At 66.0% G+C, this 18,701-nt stretch carries 10 protein-coding genes and 2 pseudogenes; 7 read left to right on the plus strand and 5 right to left on the minus strand.

Annotated features, from left to right (window positions below; genetic code table 11):
* Positions 1–192: 192 nt before the first annotated feature.
* The 3 genes from aroA (at position 193) to rpsA (ending at position 4,142) form a co-directional block, all read left to right on the plus strand.
* Positions 193–1,542: a 3-phosphoshikimate 1-carboxyvinyltransferase gene (aroA, locus tag CRT60_RS23195; RefSeq protein WP_098738943.1), complete on the plus strand. Its 1,350-nt coding sequence runs from the start codon at positions 193–195 to the stop codon at positions 1,540–1,542.
* 46 nt (positions 1,543–1,588) lie between these two features.
* A complete protein-coding gene (gene cmk, locus CRT60_RS23200; RefSeq protein WP_161958155.1) occupies positions 1,589–2,245 on the plus strand; it encodes a (d)CMP kinase in 657 nt (218 codons plus the stop codon).
* A 190-nt stretch (positions 2,246–2,435) separates the two neighbouring features.
* Complete coding sequence (gene rpsA, locus CRT60_RS23205; RefSeq protein WP_042694362.1) at positions 2,436–4,142, plus strand: 30S ribosomal protein S1; 1,707 nt, start codon at positions 2,436–2,438, stop codon at positions 4,140–4,142.
* A gap of 119 nt (positions 4,143–4,261) precedes the next feature.
* On the opposite strand, the gene CRT60_RS23210 is transcribed toward rpsA, so the two are convergent.
* Positions 4,262–4,717, minus strand: coding sequence for a PRC-barrel domain-containing protein (locus CRT60_RS23210; RefSeq protein WP_098738945.1), 456 nt, complete (start codon positions 4,715–4,717; stop codon positions 4,262–4,264).
* Positions 4,718–5,483: 766 nt separating this feature from the next.
* Here CRT60_RS23210 and CRT60_RS23215 point away from each other — a divergent pair.
* The 4 genes from CRT60_RS23215 to CRT60_RS35820 all read left to right on the plus strand — a co-directional run bounded on the left by CRT60_RS23215 (position 5,484) and on the right by CRT60_RS35820 (position 15,602).
* Positions 5,484–9,224 (plus strand): vitamin B12-dependent ribonucleotide reductase, encoded by a 3,741-nt coding sequence (locus CRT60_RS23215; protein WP_098738946.1) that lies wholly within the window; start codon positions 5,484–5,486, stop codon positions 9,222–9,224.
* A gap of 256 nt (positions 9,225–9,480) precedes the next feature.
* Positions 9,481–11,733 carry a putative bifunctional diguanylate cyclase/phosphodiesterase gene (locus CRT60_RS23220; RefSeq protein WP_098738947.1) on the plus strand — a complete coding sequence of 751 codons (2,253 nt, stop codon included), beginning with the start codon at positions 9,481–9,483 and terminating at the stop codon, positions 11,731–11,733.
* 363 nt (positions 11,734–12,096) lie between these two features.
* Positions 12,097–14,790, plus strand: a complete 2,694-nt coding sequence (ppdK, locus tag CRT60_RS23225) for a pyruvate, phosphate dikinase (protein ID WP_098738948.1) — start codon at positions 12,097–12,099, stop codon at positions 14,788–14,790.
* Positions 14,791–15,317: 527 nt separating this feature from the next.
* Positions 15,318–15,602 carry a hypothetical protein gene (locus CRT60_RS35820; RefSeq protein ID WP_143273366.1) on the plus strand — a complete coding sequence of 95 codons (285 nt, stop codon included), beginning with the start codon at positions 15,318–15,320 and terminating at the stop codon, positions 15,600–15,602.
* Between the two features lie 184 nt (positions 15,603–15,786).
* Here the strand turns inward: CRT60_RS35820 and CRT60_RS37575 are convergent, their stop codons facing one another.
* The 4 genes and pseudogenes from CRT60_RS37575 to sucD all read right to left on the minus strand — a co-directional run.
* The gene (locus tag CRT60_RS37575; RefSeq protein ID WP_280177242.1) at positions 15,787–15,918 is read right to left on the minus strand and encodes a hypothetical protein; all 132 of its coding nucleotides are present in this window, start codon (positions 15,916–15,918) and stop codon (positions 15,787–15,789) included.
* Between the two features lie 237 nt (positions 15,919–16,155).
* Positions 16,156–17,778 carry a calcium-binding protein gene (locus CRT60_RS23230; protein WP_098738949.1) on the minus strand — a complete coding sequence of 541 codons (1,623 nt, stop codon included), beginning with the start codon at positions 17,776–17,778 and terminating at the stop codon, positions 16,156–16,158.
* Positions 17,779–17,799: 21 nt separating this feature from the next.
* Positions 17,800–17,913: pseudogene (locus CRT60_RS37815) on the minus strand (hypothetical protein); the annotation flags it as partial.
* A 53-nt stretch (positions 17,914–17,966) separates the two neighbouring features.
* Positions 17,967–18,695 (minus strand): annotated as a pseudogene (sucD, locus tag CRT60_RS23235) (succinate--CoA ligase subunit alpha); the annotation flags it as partial.
* Positions 18,696–18,701 lie beyond the last annotated feature (6 nt).

Raw genomic sequence — 18,701 nt, forward strand, 5'->3', positions numbered from 1 at the left:
CATTTGGTTTCCTCCTTGAACTCGGGGCCGCTTTCGGGCGGCCTCTTTTCATTTGCGCAAGGCGGAGGCTGCCGGGCGGGCGGCCGGGACGCTCATGCGGGCAGCGATTTGGCCCCTCTCGCATCGGGGCGGGGGCTGTGATAGGAACGGCGGCCACAACCGCTTCCCGTTCCGATCCGAAGGACCCGTCCCATGACGCACGCAAGGCCGCTGCGCTCCACCACCACCGGCGCGATCCGGGGCAGCATCCGCGTGCCCGGCGACAAGTCGATCTCGCACCGGTCGCTGATGCTGGGCGCCATCGCCGTGGGCGAGACGGTGATCCACGGCCTGCTGGAAGGCGAGGATGTGCTGCACACCGCGGCTGCCATGCGTCTGCTGGGGGCCGAGGCGGAGCGGAGCGACGACGGCCAGGGAGGCGGCGTCTGGCGCGTGCGCGGCGTCGGGCTGGGCGCGTTGCAGGAACCGGCGCAGGTTCTCGACATGGGCAACAGCGGCACTGCCGCCCGCCTGCTGATGGGGCTGGTCGCCGGCCATCCGATCACCTGCGTCTTCACCGGCGACGCCTCGCTGAACAAGCGGCCGATGGCCCGCGTCACCAAGCCGCTGGAGGAGATGGGCGCCCGCTTCGTCGGCCGCTCCGGCGGACGTCTGCCGCTGACCGTGGTCGGCAGCGGCGAGCTGGTTCCGATCACCTACCGCCTGCCGGTGGCCTCCGCCCAGGTCAAGTCGGCGATCCTGCTGGCCGGCCTCAACACCGCCGGCGCCACCACGGTGATCGAGGCGGAGCCGACCCGCGACCACACCGAACTGATGCTGCGCCATTTCGGCGCCACCGTGACCACCGAGCGGCTGGAGGACGGCGCGCTGGCCGTCACCGTCACCGGCCAGCCGGAGCTGACCGGCCGAACCATCCATGTGCCGGCCGATCCCAGCAGCGCCGCCTTCCCGGCGGTCGCCGCCCTGCTGCGGCCGGGCTCCGAACTGCTGCTGAACGACGTCGGCATGAACCCGCGCCGCACCGGCCTCTATGACACGCTGGTGGAGATGGGCGCCGACATCGCCTTCGAGAACCGCCGCGATCAGGCGGGCGAGCCGGTGGCCGACCTCCGGGTGAGGCACAGCGCCTTGAAGGGCATCGTGGTGCCGGCGGATCGCGCGCCGAGCATGATCGACGAATACCCGGTCCTGGCCGCTGCCGCCGCCTGTGCCGAGGGCACCACGGTGATGCTGGGGCTGAAGGAACTGCGGGTGAAGGAAAGCGACCGCCTTGCCATGGTGGCGGAAGGGCTGACCCGTTGCGGCGTGTCGGTCGAGGTCGGCGCCGATGACAGCCTGACGGTCCATGGCACCGGCAAGCCGCCGAAGGGCGGCGCCACCGTCCTCACCGCCATGGACCACCGCATCGCCATGAGCTTCCTGGTTCTGGGCATGGCGACCGAACAGCCGGTGTCGGTCGACGACGGCGCCTTCATCGACACCAGCTTCCCCGATTTCGTCGGGCTGATGAACGGGCTCGGCGCCGCGATCGTGGAGGCGTAAGGCCATGACGCAGCCGCTTTCCAACCAGGGCGCTCCGGCCAGGACCGTGGTCGTCGCCATCGACGGACCGGCCGCCAGCGGCAAGGGCACCCTGTCGCAGCGCATCGCCGATGCCTTCGGCTTCGCCCACCTCGACACCGGCGTGCTGTACCGCGCGGTCGGCGTTTCGGTGCTGCGGGCCGGCGGCGATCCGGCCGACAATGCGGCGGCGGCGCATGCGGCCTATGACCTGCACCCCGAACACCCGATCCTGCGGGAGGTGGCCCTGCGCACCGACGAGGCGGCGCAGGCGGCCAGCAAGGTGGCGGCGGTGCCGGAGGTGCGGGCGGCGCTGCTCGATTTCCAGCGGCGCTTCGCGACCCACCCGCCGGGCGGCGCGCCGGGGGCGGTTCTGGACGGGCGCGACATCGGCACGGTGGTCTGCCCCGATGCCCAGGCCAAACTGTTCATTACCGCTTCGGTGGAGGTCCGGGCCGAACGGCGACTCAAGGAGTTGCAGAGACGGGGGATTCCGGCTATATCCTCCGATGTCCTGGAGGACATGAAGACTCGTGATGCGCGCGACAGCCAGAGAGCGGTGGCCCCGCTCCGTCCGGCTGCCGACGCTTTTGTGCTTGATACGTCCGCTCTCGATGCCGATCAGGTGTTCTCGATGGCGGTCGCCCACATCGGTTCGAAAACCGGTCTGAAGCCCACGGCGTAACGCCGCCGCTTCCGACTTCCGTTGACGGGCCGCCGGTGGCGGCGCGAACGGGTCCGACTCCCTCCAAGGAAAACCATCAACCAAGTCGCCGGGCGTGGTGCCCGGCGCGGCGGTTCGGTCGAGGTCCCACCCGTTTTGCCGCGGGCGGGACCGGAACGGGGCTGCTTTCGCGCCACCTTTAGGAGTTTCAATGGCACAGTCACTGGCCCGCACGGTCGAAAAGGAAAGCTTCGCGTCTCTGCTTGAAGAGTCGCTGGGCGCGGCCGAGTCGCTCGAAGGTACGGTCGTCAAGGGACGCGTCGTCGCCGTCGAGAACGACATGGTCACCATCGACGTCGGTCTGAAGTCGGAAGGCCGCGTCGCGCTGAAGGAATTCGCCGTTGCCGGCCAGCCGCCCGAGCTGAAGGCGGGCGACACCGTCGAGGTCTACCTCGAGCGGATGGAGGACAAGAACGGCGAGGCGATGCTGAGCCGTGAGAAGGCGAAGCGCGAAGAAGCCTGGGCCCTGCTGGAGAAGTCGTTCAACGACCAGACCCGCGTCACCGGCGTCATCTTCGGCCGCGTCAAGGGTGGCTTCACGGTCGACCTGTCGGGCGCCGTTGCCTTCCTGCCGGGCAGCCAGGTCGACATCCGTCCGGTCCGCGACATCTCCCCGCTGCTGGGCACCCCGCAGCCGTTCCAGATCCTGAAGATGGACCGCTCGCGCGGCAACATCGTCGTGTCGCGTCGCGCCGTGCTCGAAGAGAGCCGTGCGGAGGCCCGTTCGGAGCTGGTGGCCAACCTCAAGGAAGGCCAGATCCTCCAGGGCGTCGTCAAGAACATCACCGACTACGGTGCGTTCGTCGACCTGGGCGGCGTCGATGGCCTGCTGCACGTCACCGACATCGCGTGGCGCCGCATCAACCATCCGTCGGAAGCCCTGCAGATCGGCCAGACCGTCACGGTCCAGGTCATCCGCTTCAACCCGGAAACCCAGCGCATCAGCCTGGGCATGAAGCAGCTCGAAGCCGACCCGTGGGAAGGCGTCGAGGCCAAGTATCCGGTCGGCGCTAAGTTCAAGGGCCGCGTCACCAACATCACCGACTACGGCGCCTTCGTGGAGCTGGAGCCGGGGATCGAGGGCCTGGTCCACGTTTCGGAAATGTCCTGGACCAAGAAGAACGTCCATCCGGGCAAGATCGTGTCGACTTCGCAGGAAGTCGAGGTCATGGTCCTGGACGTCGATCCGCAGAAGCGCCGCATCAGCCTCGGCCTGAAGCAGTGCCTGGACAACCCGTGGGAGACCTTCACCGACAAGTTCGGTCCCGGCACCGAGCTGGAAGGCGAAGTCAAGAACATCACCGAGTTCGGTCTGTTCGTCGGCCTCCCGGGCGACATCGACGGCATGGTCCACATGTCCGATCTCGACTGGAACAAGTCGGGTGAAGAGGCGATCGCCGAGTACAAGAAGGGCGACCGCGTCAAGGTCAAGGTTCTCGACGTCGACGTCGAGAAGGAGCGCATCAGCCTCGGCATCAAGCAGCTGGCCAGCGACCCGTTCGAGTCGGCCACTGCCGGCCTGAAGAAGAACGAAGTCGTGACCTGCACTGTGACGCAGGTGACGGACGGCGGCATCGAAGTGACCGTCGGCGAGGGCTACACCGGCTTCATCCGCAAGTCGGACCTGTCCCGCGACCGTTCGGAACAGCGCCCGGACCGTTTCGCCGTCGGCGAGAAGGTCGATGCCAAGGTCACCCAGATCGACCGCGCTTCCCGCCGCATTTCGCTGTCCATCAAGGCCCGCGAGATGGAGGAAGAGAAGCAGGCGATGGCCGAGTTCGGTTCGTCCGACTCGGGCGCCTCGCTGGGCGACATCCTGGGTGCCGCTCTGAAGCGCAAGCAGCAGAACGACGAGTGATCGCCCGATGCCATTCTCTTCGGCGGCAACGTCGGGGAGGGGGCTTAGCTATCTCCCGGTAGGGTAAGAGAAAGGCCGCGTCCCGTTTGGGGCGCGGCCTTTTTCGTTGCTTCATTTTGCTAATGCCGTCGCGGTTCCGGGCTGCGGGTCAGCGATGTGATGCTGTCGTCGTAGCGGAATTCGGGCATGTCGCGGACGCTGGCGGCCGTCACCTCGCGCAGATGGATCGCCTCGGTGCCGGTGCGCAGGTCGGCCAGCGTAAGATCAGCCGCGATGTCCTTGCCGCCGAAGCCCAGAATGCCGCCGGAATGGATGACGATGTATTGGGCCTCGCCCTTGTCGTTGAGGATCACGTCGGTGACGGTGCCGATCTTCGACCCGTCGGCACCGAGGACGCTGCGGTCCATCAACTGGTCGACGCTGGGGCCAGTCTTGCGTTCCACCGCCGCACCAACGGCCGGAGTCGAGCCGTTGATGATGACGCTCTGGGCAGCCGCGCCCTGCGGAGTCGCCATGCCGACAAGCAGTGTCAGTGCCGGCAATGCCAACCACATCTTGTGGGTGATCTTCAGCATGGGCGCTTCTCCTCCCCCAAGGTTCTATGGGATCGCGCGGGATCCATCTGGGCTCCACCGGTCTTAACCGGAGACCCATGAAATAGTTGCGGGGAGGCCGTCCTTACCCCTCTTCCGTGTCGATCCCCAGGCCGACCGGCGGCGACTCGGGGGCTCCTCGGGCCCGCTTTTTCGAGTCGCCCCTTGGATTCCGCCAATTTGCCACGAGTGGAGGCGCAGCGAATCGGTGGTGTGTGCAATGAGGCACAGGCAACAAGATGTTGATTTTTACTGCAACGAAGCGCTGGTGATCGGCTGTGTTTTGCGCTCTAATCGGGGCGTGGCGCCGTCCGATCCAGCATCGGCGGTGATTTGAGTGCCTACAGTTTGTGCCTCACGACCGCGATGCGGTCCGCCACCGCCCCCGAAAAAATTGCTTGGCAGGCGGGAACAGGATCCCCGGCGACGGGTTGAACACCACAAGATCAAGGTTTTGAGGGGTTCGGTGATGTCAACCACAATATCTAGCAGAGTGGGGCTTGCTTGCCCCGGTCGCGCTGGCTAGGATGCCGCTCACGTGACCCGGCCGGCCTCCAGCGGCGGCCCCGGTCGGCAGCACAGCGGCGACGGCGGACAGACGGGCATCGAGCCCCCTGTTTGTACGGCGCCATCTGCGTTGCCGGGCCGGACGGCGGATGAAGACCGCCGGCCGCTTCGACAGGACGGGTCGCACCATATTTCCATTTGAGCGCGCCGCGGCGGGCTCCAAGCAAGGGACAGTCTCATCATGCGGATTGAGCGTCGTTTCACGCACGAAGGCCAGGACGCCTACGCCAGCCTCGGTTTCCGCCAGGCGACCAGCGAGATCCGCAACCCGGATGGGACGATCGTCTTCCAGCAGACCGGCATCGAGGTGCCGGACAACTTCTCGCAGGTCGCCAGCGACATCCTGGCCCAGAAGTATTTCCGCAAGGCCGGTGTCCCCGCAGCGCTCCGCGCCGTGGAAGAGAACACCGTCCCGTCCTGGCTGTGGCGCAAGGAAGCGGACCAGGAGAAGCTCGCCGCCCTGCCGAAGGAAAAGCGTTTCGTCGGCGAGCATTCGGCCCGCCAAGTCTTCGACCGTCTGGCCGGCACCTGGACCTATTGGGGTTGGAAGGGCGGCTATTTCGACACCGAGGCCGACGCGCACACCTTCTTCGACGAGATGCGCTTCATGCTGGCCGCCCAGATGGCGGCCCCGAACAGCCCGCAGTGGTTCAACACCGGCCTGCATTGGGCCTATGGCATCGACGGTCCGAGCCAGGGCCACTTCTACGTCGATTTCAAGACCGGCCTGCTGACCTCGTCCGCCTCGGCCTACGAGCATCCGCAGCCGCACGCCTGCTTCATCCAGTCCGTCGCCGACGATCTGGTGAACGAGGGCGGCATCATGGACCTGTGGGTGCGTGAGGCCCGCCTGTTCAAGTACGGCTCGGGCACCGGCTCCAACTTCTCCCGCCTGCGCGGCGAGGGCGAGAAGCTGGCCGGCGGCGGCAAGTCGTCGGGCCTGATGAGCTTCCTGAAGATCGGCGACCGCGCGGCCGGCGCCATCAAGTCGGGCGGCACCACCCGCCGTGCGGCCAAGATGGTCACGGTGGACATGGACCACCCGGACATCGAAGGCTACATCGACTGGAAGGTGAACGAGGAGCAGAAGGTCGCGGCGCTCGTGACCGGCTCCAGGATCTGCCAGAAGCACCTGACCTCGGTGATGGCCGCCGCCCAGTCGGGCCTGGACCCGAAGGAGAACAAGGAGCTCAAGAAGGCGATCCTCGCCGCCCGCAAGGATCAGGTGTCGGAGAACTACATCCAGCGCGTGATCCAGTTCGCCGGTCAGGGCTTCACCTCCATCGAGTTCAAGACCTATAACACCGACTGGGATTCGGAAGCCTACCTGACGGTCTCCGGCCAGAACTCCAACAACTCCGTGCGCATCTCCAACGAGTTCGTGCAGGCGGTGCTGGACGACGCCGACTGGAACCTGATCGGCCGCACCAACGGCAAGGTGGTGAAGACCGTCCGCGCTCGCGACCTGTGGGACAAGGTCGGCTACGCCGCCTGGGCCTGCGCCGATCCGGGCGTGCAGTTCGACAGCACCATCAACGAGTGGCACACCTGCCCGGCCTCGGGGCGCATCAACGCCTCGAACCCGTGCTCGGAATACATGTTCCTCGACGACACCGCCTGCAATCTGGCGTCGCTGAACCTGATGTCGTTCCGTCTGAAGGACGGTTCCTTCGACGTCGAGGCATTCGAGCATGCCTGCCGGCTGTGGACCATCGTGCTGGAAATCTCCGTGCTGATGGCGCAGTTCCCGTCGAAGGAAATCGCCCAGCTCTCCTACGAGTTCCGCACGCTGGGCCTCGGCTTCGCCAACCTCGGCGGCCTGCTGATGGCGTCCGGCCTGTCCTACGACTCGGACGAGGGCCGCGCCTACTGTGCCGGCATCTCCGCCGTCATGACCGGCGTCGCCTATGCCACCTCGGCCGAGATGGCGCAGGAGCTGGGCACCTTCCCGGGCTTCGAGGCCAATCGTGACCACATGCTGCGGGTCATCCGCAACCATCGCCGCGCCGCCAACGGCGAGATGAACGGCTATGAGGGGCTGGCGGTCGAGCCGGTGCCCTTCGTCGCCGACCTCTGCCCCGACCAGGAGCTGGCGCTCGCCGCCGTCCGTGTGTGGGACGAGGCGCTGGAACTGGGCGAGGCCCACGGCTATCGCAACGCCCAGGCCACCGTGGTCGCCCCGACCGGCACCATCGGTCTGGTGATGGACTGCGACACCACCGGCATCGAGCCCGACTTCGCTCTGGTGAAGTTCAAGAAGCTGGCCGGCGGCGGCTACTTCAAAATCGTCAACCGTCTGGTGCCGGAGGCGCTGAAGACGCTCGGCTACACCCCGGACCAGATCGAAGAGATCGCGCTCTACGCCGTCGGCCACGGCACGCTGAAGAACGCCCCGGGTGTGAACCACGAGGCGCTGAAGGCCAAGGGCTTCACCGCCGAGCTGCTGGAGCGGCTGGAGGGCAACCTCGCCACCGCCTTCGACATCAAGTTCGTCTTCAACCGCTGGACCATCGGCGCCGATTTCTGCACCCAGACGCTGGGCATCCCGGCCGAAACGCTGGACGCCCCGGGCTTCGACCTGCTGAGCCACATCGGCTTCACCAAGGCGCAGATCGAGCTGGCCAACACCTTCTGCTGCGGCGCCATGACCCTGGAGGGTGCGCCCTTCCTGAAGGACGAGCATCTGTCGGTGTTCGACTGCGCCAACCCCTGCGGCCGCATCGGCAAGCGCTTCCTGTCCTGGGAATCGCACATCACGATGATGGCGGCGGCGCAGCCCTTCATCTCCGGCGCCATCTCCAAGACCATCAACATGCCGAACACGGCGACGGTCGACGAGTGCAAGGACGCCTACCTGATGTCCTGGCGCCTGGGCCTGAAGGCGAACGCGCTCTACCGCGACGGCTCCAAGCTGAGCCAGCCGCTGCAGGCCGCCCTGCTCGACGACGAGGAGGATGGCGAGGCGGTCGAGGCGATGATCGAGGCGCCGGCCGCCGTTCGCGCCCAGATGGTCACCGAGCGCATCGTCGAGAAGGTGATCGAGCGGGTGGTGGAGCGGAAGAGCAGCTCGCGCGAGCGTCTGCCGCACCGCCGCAAGGGCTACACCCAGAAGGCCAATGTCGGCGGCCACAAGGTGTATCTGCGCACCGGCGAGTATGAGGACGGCCGCCTGGGCGAGATCTTCATCGACATGCACAAGGAAGGCGCCGCCTTCCGGTCGCTGATGAACAACTTCGCCATCGCGGTGTCGATCGGCCTGCAGTACGGCGTGCCGCTCGAAGAGTTCGTGGAGGCCTTCACCTTCACGCGCTTCGAGCCGTCGGGCATGGTGACCGGCAACGACACCATCAAGATGGCGACGTCGATCATCGACTACATCTTCCGCGAGATCGCCATCTCCTACCTGAACCGCACCGATCTGGCGCACGCCACGCCGGAGGATCTGGTGCCGTCGACGGTCGGCAGCGGCGACAAGCAGGGCGACCTGCCGGACACCCAGGTGCAGCCGTCCGACATCGTCCGCCGCATTGCGTCGACCGGCTATGTCCGCAACAACCTGCGCGTCCTGCATGGCGGCCAGACCCAGCGCGCTAGCGCCGCGGCGGCCTTCGCCGCCACCGGCACCGACACGGCGGCGGTCAGCGTCACCGCCTCGGCCGGAACCCAGGCGTCCGCCCAGGCGGCCATGTCGGCCAGCCCGGCGGTTGCCGCCGCCACTGTGCAGGGCCATGTCGCCGCCACCGCGGCCACCGGCACGGCCTATGGCGGCAGCACCAGCGACCAGCGCTTCGACCGCATCCGCGAGGCCCGCGCCCGTGGCTATGAAGGCGATCCCTGCGGCGAGTGCGGCAACATGACCCTGGTCCGCAACGGCACCTGCCTGAAGTGCGACAGCTGCGGGTCGACCACCGGCTGCAGCTGATCCCAAGGACGGCGCTCCCGCCGGGGGCGCCATCCGAAGGCCAATGACGATGGGGAGGGAGTGGGAAACCGCTTCCTCCCTTTTTGTTGTGCGCGAACGGTTTCAGCGATGGCGGATTAGAACCGTTCTTGTGTGGTTGCAACAAGTTGGCCGACGTGTGACGAGCCTTGACCGTGCCGCGTGTGTTCATGTTAGCTGACTCTCCCAGGGGCGCCGATGCGGCGTTCCTGAAGCATGTCCGGAGGGATCAGGGGTCATGGATTCGGCCGCAACCGCGCTGGACGACCGTCTGCCGTCCGATCGCCTGTTGCGGGCAACCGCCACGCAATGGAACGCTGCCTTGGTCTGGACATCGGCCGACGGCACCATCGTCGGTGCCAACCCCGGCTTTGCCCGGCTGGCCGGCCTCCCTCTGGAGACGCTGGTCGGCCGCACGCTGCCCAGCCTGCTCGATCTCGGCGGATGTGACTGGCAAGCGGTGTGGGACGGTGCGCGGGAGGATCCTCCGCCGCCCGGTGCCGGCGCCTTGCGGATCCTCCGCCATGATCCGGTCCCGGTCGATCTGTTTTGGCAGCATCTGACCGACGGGGACGATGAGCTGCTTCTGTGCGAGATGCGCAACTTCGACGAACGTGAGCGGGCGGAGGCAGTGGCCCGCCTGCAGCAGAATGTTCTGGAACTGGTGGCGACCGGCCGGTCGCTGAAGCAGGTCCTGGATTTCCTCTGTCGGCAGGTGGAGGCCTGCGCGCCGGATGTCGCCTGTTCGGTGATGCTGCGGGATGACGAGAACCACATGCGGGTTGCCGCCGCCCCGTCGCTGCCCGCCGGCTACACTGCCCACATCGACGGGCTTCCCATCGAGCCGGACGTCGGCTGCTGCGGCAGCGCGATGAGCGCGGGTGAGGCGGTGATGTCCGTCGATATCGCCGGCGATCCGCGCTGGGCCAAGCGTCGCGACCTCGCGCTGGCCCATGGGCTGGCAGCCTGCTGGTCCAACCCGATCAAGGGGCGGGACGCCCGCATGCTGGGCAGCTTCGCGCTCTATTACCACCATCCGCGCCCCGTTGCCGCTTTTCATCGCCGGCTGGTGGAAGCCTGCGTGCATCTGTGCGCGCTCGCCATCGAACATGACCGGGCGCGGGCGGAGATCAACCGGCTGGCCTACTTCGACACGCTGACCGGGCTGCCCAACCGCCAGCTTCTGGCCGACCGCGCCACCGCGGCGCTGGCGCTGGCCGGGCGCACCCGGCAGCCGGTGACGCTGATGTTCCTGGACATCGACCGTTTCAAGACCATCAACGACTCGCTGGGGCATGCGGTCGGCGACCGTCTGCTGGTGGAGGTGGCGACCCGGCTGAAGCCGCTGTTCATCGAGGGCGACACGCTGGCCCGGCTGGGCGGCGACGAGTTCGTGGCGCTGCTGCCGGGCTGTGACGCGGCACACGCCTCGCTGCTGGCCGAGCGGGTGCTCGCCGCCCTGGCGCTGCCGGTGACGGTGGCCGATCTGACGCTGACCCCGACCGCCAGCATCGGCATCGCCGTGCATCCCGACGACGGCATGGATTTCGACACGCTGCTGCGGCAGGCCGACGCGGCGATGTACCGGGCCAAGCAGGCGGGCCGCAACCGCTGCCACTTCTTCCGCCGCGACATGAACGAACAGGCGGTGCGCCGGCTGGAGATGGAGGCGGCGCTGCGCGAGGCGCTGGACCGGCAGGAGGCGGGCTGTCCGCAGGACGAGGCACCGTTCGAGCTTTATTACCAGCCCCAGTTGCGGTTGAAGCCGAACTGCCTGCACCGGGTGGAGGCGCTGATCCGCTGGACCCACCCGCGCTGGGGAGCGGTGTCGCCGGTGGAGTTCGTGCCGCTGGCCGAGGAGTGCGGGCTGATCGACCGGCTGGACAGCTGGGTGTTGCAGACGTCGGTGGCGCAGCTCGGCCGCTGGCGCGCGGCGGGGGTGCCGGTGCCCGGGCTGGCGGTGAACGTCTCCGCCGTCCGCTTCGCCCGCGGCGACCTGCCGGATCAGGTCCGCGCCGTGCTGGCCACCAACGGCATCCCGGCCAACGATCTGACGCTGGAGATCACCGAACGGCTGATGATGACGGAGGAGATCGGCGTCCATGACGCGCTGGATGCCCTGCATGCGCTGGGCGTCACCCTGTCCATCGACGATTTCGGCACCGGCTATTCGTCCCTGAGCTATCTGAAGCGTTTCCCGGTCGCCGAACTGAAGATCGACCGCAGCTTCGTCAAGGAGCTGGACATCGACGCCGCCAACCGGCCGCTGGTCCGCGCCATCATCCAGATCGGCGAGGCGCTGGGCCTGACCGTCGTCGCGGAGGGGGTGGAGCGTGAGGCCCAGCACCGCATGCTTGAGGCGGAAGGCTGCGCCATCGGCCAGGGTTATCTGTTCGCCCGGCCGATGCCGTCGGCGGCGCTCGTGAACTGGCTGGCAGGGGAGGGCAAGCACTTGGTCGAATGTCCGGCCGACGCTTGCTTCAGCATCTGAAACATTTGCAGGGGAAATGGTCCCGTTTTTCTTTGGATTAACGGGGTACTTCCGGAGCAATTCACCGTTCGAATCGGTATTATGCGGATCCGCCGGAGTAATGGGGATGCGGGCAAGGATCTGGGCAATACGATATAGCCGCAACGCTCCTTTGCCGGCGAAGCGCAGGTCATCCTGTTCTAGACCACGCGACTGTCTTGTGTCCCAACGTTTGGGGCGATAGAAGGTCCACTCAGCGGCATGTGCGGTCAAGCAAACTGACCACGGGGTTTCGCCCGGCGGATTTCCGCAGGGTGGAACGGTCGTTGGAGACAAGGGGAGCACCCGCATGCCGGACGACCATGGGGCGAGAGGAAATCCGCAATGGCGAGCCAGGGTGAATCCAAGTGGGTCTACAGCTTCGGGGCCGGTGCCACCGAAGGACGGGCCGAGATGAAGAACCTGCTGGGCGGCAAGGGCGCCAATCTGGCCGAAATGGCCAATCTTGGCCTGCCCGTTCCGCCGGGCTTCACGATCACCACCGAGCTGTGCACCTATTTCTACGCCAACGGACGCTCCTATCCGCCGGAGCTGACGGCGCAGGTGAACGCCGCCATCACGCGGCTGGAAACGGCGATGGACGCCAAGTTCGGCGATCCCGCCAACCCGCTGCTGGTGTCGGTCCGGTCCGGCGCCCGCGCGTCGATGCCGGGAATGATGGACACCGTCCTCAACCTGGGCCTGAACGACGCGACCGCCGCCGGCCTTGCCAAGCGGTCGGGCGACGGCCGCTTCGCCTACGACAGCTACCGCCGCTTCATCCAGATGTACTCCAACGTCGTGCTCGACGTTGAGCATCACCATTTCGAGGACATCCTCGACAACCACAAGCGCGACAAGTCCTACAACCTCGACACCGACCTGTCGGCCGAGGATTGGCAGGCGGTCATCGAGGACTACAAGAAGGCTGTCGAGCGCGAGCTGGGCCGGCCCTTCCCGCAGGACGTGCAGGAGCAGCTGTGGGGCGCCATCGGCGCCGTCTTCGATTCGTGGATGAACGCCCGCGCCATCACCTACCGCAAGCTGCACGACATCCCGGCCGCCTGGGGCACCGCGGTCAACGTGCAGTGCATGGTCTTCGGCAACATGGGCAACGACTGCGCCACCGGCGTGGCCTTCACCCGCAACCCGTCGACCGGCGAGAACGCCTTCTACGGCGAGTATCTGGTCAACGCCCAGGGTGAGGACGTCGTCGCCGGCATCCGCACGCCGCAGCACCTGACCATCGCCGGCAAGATCGCCAACAAGTCCGACCTCCCCGCCATGGAGGAGGTGATGCCGGAGGTGTTCAACCAGCTGAACGAGGTCCGCCTCAAGCTGGAAAAGCACTACCGCGACATGCAGGACATCGAGTTCACCGTCCAGCAGAACAAGCTGTTCATGCTGCAGACCCGCAACGGCAAGCGCACGGCGCCTGCGGCGCTGAAGATCGCGGTGGATCTGGCGAGCGAGGGCGTCATCGACCGGAACGAGGCGGTCCGCCGCATCGATCCGGCCTCGCTCGACCAGCTGCTGCACCCGACGCTGGACCCCAAGGCCGACCGCAAGATCATCGCCAAGGGCCTGCCGGCTTCCCCCGGTGCGGCGTCGGGCAAGGTGGTCTTCACCGCCGACGAGGCCGAGCAGATGGCCGGCAAGGGCGAGTCGGTGATCCTCTGCCGCATCGAGACCTCGCCTGAGGACATCCACGGCATGCACGCCGCCCGCGGCATCCTGACCAGCCGCGGCGGCATGACCAGCCACGCGGCGGTGGTGGCCCGCGGCATGGGCCGTGCCTGCGTGTCGGGCGCCGGCGACCTGCGCATCGACTACAAGACCAAGCAGATGTCGGTCCGTGGCGTCGCGGTGAAGGAAGGCGACATCCTGACCATCGACGGCTCCACCGGCGAGGTGATGCTGGGCGAGGTGCCGACGATCCAGCCGGAGCTGTCGGGCGACTTCGCCACCCTGATGGGCTGGGCCGACAAGATCCGCCGGATGAAGGTCCGCGCCAACGCCGAGACCCCGCTGGACGCCCGCACCGCGCGGAAGTTCGGCGCCGAGGGCATCGGCCTGTCGCGCACCGAGCACATGTTCTTCGACCCGGAGCGCATCCTGGCCGTCCGCGAGATGATCCTGGCGGAGGACGAGGCCGGCCGCCGCAAGGCGCTCGCCAAGCTGGAGCCCTTCCAGAAGAAGGACTTCGTCGAGCTGTTCACGATCATGGCCGGCCTGCCGGTGACGATCCGCCTGCTCGACCCGCCGCTGCACGAGTTCCTGCCGAACACCGAAGAGGACATGGCCGAGGTCGCCGAGGCCACCGGCACCGACCCGCTGCGGGTGCGCCACCGCACCATCCAGCTGCATGAAGCGAACCCGATGCTGGGCCATCGCGGCTGCCGTCTGGGCATCTCGTACCCCGAGATCTACGAGATGCAGGCCCGCGCCATCTTCGCCGCCGCCGCCGAGGTTGCCAAGACCACCGGCGAGGCCGTCATTCCCGAAGTGATGATCCCGCTGATCATCACCCGCAAGGAGTTCGACATCCTCAAGGCGGTGATCGATCGCGCCGCGGAGCAGGTGAAGGCCGAGACCGGCGTGACGGTGGAGTATCTGACCGGCACGATGATCGAGATCCCGCGCGCGGCCCTGAAGGCCGGCGAGATCGCCGAATCGGCCGAGTTCTTCAGCTACGGCACCAACGACCTGACCCAGACCACGCTGGGCCTGTCGCGCGACGACGCCGGCAGCTTCCTGCCGGAGTACCAGCGCCAGGGCATCCTGGAGCAGGACCCGTTCCAGTCGCTGGACGTCACCGGCGTCGGCGAACTGGTGGAGATCGCCACCGAGCGCGGCCGCAAGGTCCGTCCGGACATCAAGCTCGGCATCTGCGGCGAGCATGGCGGCGACCCGGCCTCGATCTCCTTCTGCGAGAAGGTCGGTCTGACCTACGTCTCCTGCTCGCCCTACCGCGTGCCGATCGCCCGTCTGGCGGCGGCGCAGGCGGCGCTGAACAGCGACACGGTCAAGCGCGACTGAGCCGAACCGGGTAGCTGAAACGACTTCGGCCCTCTTCCCGCAAGGGAAGGGGGCCGTTTCGTATCGGGGCGGTGTTGGGCGGGTGGAACAGTGTGGAACAGGTTTCGGGGGACTGTTCACTGTTTCATGTGGGGCGTCCGGCAGGGGCGGCGGCGGTGGGATGGAACGTTTGGAACAGTTTGGAACGGTTTTCCGGGGGCTGTTCACTGTTCCATCCGGTGGGGCAGGTGCGCGGGAGAATGGGCGCAAGGGGGCGTGGCACCAGTGGCGATGCATGCAGGACACTCCTCGGGCGGTTGAGGCTTATAGTCCTATCATGGAGAGCGGCCGGCGGTAAGGGCGCGCGGAAAAACGGGTTGGCTTGTCGCTTGCCCCAGCTACGCTGGACGATGTCAGCGGCGCTTCGTCCCCCAAGCCAGATACCCAGAGTAGTGATGCCGGATTGTGTCACGTCATAGACATGGCACTATAACGGGAGCGCAATCCCTAGCGTACTACAAGGTTATTTGGAGACATTCGCACCAAGCATGACAAAACCCGCCACGAATATTCATGTTGCCTTTGTCGATCAAGAGGTTGAAATGCTTGATATTCGCATAGACCAAGTTGGACGGATCGTAAAAGGAGAGGGTGTCGGGCGTTATATCAAAATAATTGACGATTTCAAAAGCACAGGGGGATTTCTAATCTTAGATGATGAAGATCAGAGTATGAGTCAATGTTTTGATAGTTGGGTTGAGAATAGCACTGACCTAAAACAGTTTTTTGAAGAATCTGGATGGGAAATTGAGTGGATTGCTGAAGGATTATAGATTCTCCTAATGTAAGGTTGATTTGATGAAATAGGGATGGATCGCTACCAGCTCGCGTGCACCGTCTCGGCGAAGACGGCCACGGCTATGGCCGAGGAATTCACGAGGCTTTCCGTAGCGCTTCTGAGACGAAGCACCGTACGCTCTACGGGATTGAAAGGACCGATATAGCTGCGGATCGCGATCAGATCAGCAATGGCGGCGCAGGACGCTCCTCTGCCGTGCCCCAGCCATTGAGCCAGTCGGCGACGTCGCGCAGAGGAGTCGTCTGGCCGGCGGCAACCTGTGCCCGCGCCTCGGCATCTGCGGCGAGCATGGTGGCGACCCGGCCTTGATCTCCTTCCGCGAGAAGATCGGGCTGACTGACCTACGTCTCCCGCCCGCCCTACCGCGTGCTGATCGCCCGTGCGGCGGCTTAGGCGGCGCTGAACAGCGATACGGTCAAGCGTGACTGATCAAGCGGGACTGAGAGCGATGCATGCCGACGGTCACCGGTCGTGACCGTCGGCATGAGGACGCCCCGGTGAGGATGCTGCCTTCCCGGGGCGTTGCTTCATAGAGTGACGAACCAGGAATCCGATACATCGGTTGCTCGGATTCCCTTGAGGGTGATGGTGTTGAACGTGTCGAACGTGATAATGGCGTCGCCAGTGGCGTTGGCGTTCACTGTATAGGCCTGGCCTTCGGTCAAGCCTATCAAATCGCCTTGGGAGACGTTGAAATCCCGCAGCATGTCATTGCCGCTTCCAGTGGCGAAGACGAATAGGTCCGCTCCGGCTCCGCCAACCAGAGAGTCGTCACCGAGGCCGCCTATCAGCGTATCGTTCCCGTTGCCACCGGACAGCGTGTCTTTGCCGTCGCCGCCATCCAGCCGATCATCGCCATTACCCCCTTGCAGGGTGTCGGCGTACATGCCGCCGGTCAGCCAGTCGTTGCCATCCCCACCGAGCAATTCCACCGCAGAAACAGCATTGGCCGCGGTCGCGCTGTCGTTCCCGATGCTGCCGCTGAAATGCTCAATCGACGCCGAAAGGTCGAGCGTGACGCCACCGGCGTAGCGCGCATACACCGTGTCGACACCGTCGCCTCCATCCAGCAGGGCGGTGGCGGTGTCGACATAGAGACGGTCATCCCCGGCTCCGCCAAACAGGACATTGCTGCCACCGCCGCCAACCAAAACGTCGTTGCCGTCGCCGCCGTACAGTGTGTCGTCGCCGGCATCGCCTCGCAGCGTGTCGTCGAAGCTGCCGCCGATCAGCAGGTCACTCCCGTCGCCGCCGTTGATCTCGACCGGCGTGGCAGCGTTGGTGCCGGTCAAGGTATCGTTGCCACTGCCGCTGAAAACCCGCTCGACACCACTGGCGGTAAGGTCGAAGGTGAGATTACCGGTACCCTGGACATAGACGGTATCGAAGCCGTCGCCGCCGCTCACCAATCCGTCGGCAGCGTCAATATAGAGGACGTCATCGCCATCTCCGGCGATTAGGGTGTCGCTGCCGTTGCCGCCGGTCAGCGTATCGTTGAAAGCGCTGCCAACGATGCGGTCGTCGCCGTCTCGTCCGTTGATCGCCAGACCGACGAGGGCGCCCACCCCGATCATGTTGTCGTTACCGGCGCCGCCGTAGGCCTGCTCGATGCTGCATACTGCCAGATCAAGGCTTACGCCAGCACCACCCTGGACGACGGCGGTGTCGAAGCCGGCACCGCCTCGCAGCAGGACATCGGCCGCGTCGAAGTAGAAGCGGTCGTCACCGTCGCCACCGATCAACGTGTCGGCTCCATCGCCACCGGTCAGCGTGTCGTTTCCCGCACCGCCGACAATCAGGTTGTCCAGCGCATTGCCGGTGCCGGCAAAGCTGCCGGAACCGGTGAAGACCAATCGCTCCAGATTGGCGCCGAGAGAGTAGCTGCCTAAGGTGGTCCGCACCTCGTCCAGGCCTTCATTGAGCAACTCCCGGATGACGTCGCGTGCGCTGTCTATGAAATAGAGGTCGTCGCCGACGCCACCGAACATTGTGTCGTTTCCGGTGCCGCCATCCAGCGTGTCGTTTCCGGTATTGCCGGTCAGCCGATCATCGCCAGCGCCGCCGAGGATATAGTCGGAGCCGCCGAGGCCATCGATTGTATCGTTTCCATTCCCGCCAAACAGAAGGTCATCCAGATTGCCACCGATCAAGCTGTCGTTGCCATCCAGACCATAGATGCGATTTGGATTTGACGTTCCGGTCAGCGAATCGTTGCCGGGGGTTCCGGTGAGGGTGGTGTAATGGGAAGGCTCAATGCCGGTGGCACTGAACTCGCGGGTCTGGATGCCGTATCCGGATCCGTCCGGTCCGGCCCAGGCGGCGACGAAGCCACCATCGGGCCCGGAGGAGCCGTGCGGCCGGCGATGAAGCCGACGACCGGCTTCTTGGTGCCCGAGGCCTTGATGAACTCGGCGCCGCGGACTTCGGCGTCGCCGCCGATCTCGCCGATCATGATGATGCCCTCGGTCTCCGGGTCCTTCACGAACAGCTCCAGGCTGTCGACGAAGTTGGTGCCGTTGACCGGGTCGCCGCCGATGCCGATGCAGGTGGTCTGGCCGAGACCGGCCGCCGTGGTCTGCGCCACCGCCTCATAGGTCAGCGTGCCGGAGCGCGACACGATGCCGATCTTGCCGCGCTTGTGGATGTGGCCCGGCATGATGCCGATCTTGCACTCGTCCGGCGTGATGATGCCGGGGCAGTTCGGGCCGATCAGGCGGGTGGCGGAACCGCTGAGCGCGCGCTTGACGCGGACCATGTCCAGCACCGGGATGCCTTCGGTGATGCAGACCACCAGCGGGATCTCGGCGTCGATCGCTTCCAGGATCGCGTCGGCCGCAAACGGCGGCGGCACGTAGATCACGGAGGCGTTGGCGCCCGTCTTCTCGACCGCCTCGGCGACGGTGTCGAAGATCGGCAGGTCGAGGTGCTTGGCGCCGCCCTTACCGGGCGTGACGCCGCCGACCATCTTGGTGCCGTAGGCGATCGCCTGCTCGGAGTGGAAGGTGCCCTGGGCTCCGGTGAAGCCCTGGCAGATCACCTTCGTGTTCTTGTCGACGAGAACAGCCATGTTACG

This window comes from Azospirillum palustre (genome assembly GCF_002573965.1).
Lineage (GTDB): Bacteria > Pseudomonadota > Alphaproteobacteria > Azospirillales > Azospirillaceae > Azospirillum > Azospirillum palustre.

Coding starts and splice junctions, on each gene's coding strand:
- aroA (WP_098738943.1), top strand. CDS start 193: ATGACGCACGCAAGGCCGCTGCGCTCCACCACCACCGGCGCGATCCGG.
- ppdK (WP_098738948.1), top strand. CDS start 12,097: ATGGCGAGCCAGGGTGAATCCAAGTGGGTCTACAGCTTCGGGGCCGGT.
- CRT60_RS37575 (WP_280177242.1), bottom strand. CDS start 15,918: ATGCTCGCCGCAGATGCCGAGGCGCGGGCACAGGTTGCCGCCGGCCAG.
- CRT60_RS23215 (WP_098738946.1), top strand. CDS start 5,484: ATGCGGATTGAGCGTCGTTTCACGCACGAAGGCCAGGACGCCTACGCC.
- CRT60_RS35820 (WP_143273366.1), top strand. CDS start 15,318: ATGACAAAACCCGCCACGAATATTCATGTTGCCTTTGTCGATCAAGAG.
- rpsA (WP_042694362.1), top strand. CDS start 2,436: ATGGCACAGTCACTGGCCCGCACGGTCGAAAAGGAAAGCTTCGCGTCT.
- CRT60_RS23220 (WP_098738947.1), top strand. CDS start 9,481: ATGGATTCGGCCGCAACCGCGCTGGACGACCGTCTGCCGTCCGATCGC.
- CRT60_RS23210 (WP_098738945.1), bottom strand. CDS start 4,717: ATGCTGAAGATCACCCACAAGATGTGGTTGGCATTGCCGGCACTGACA.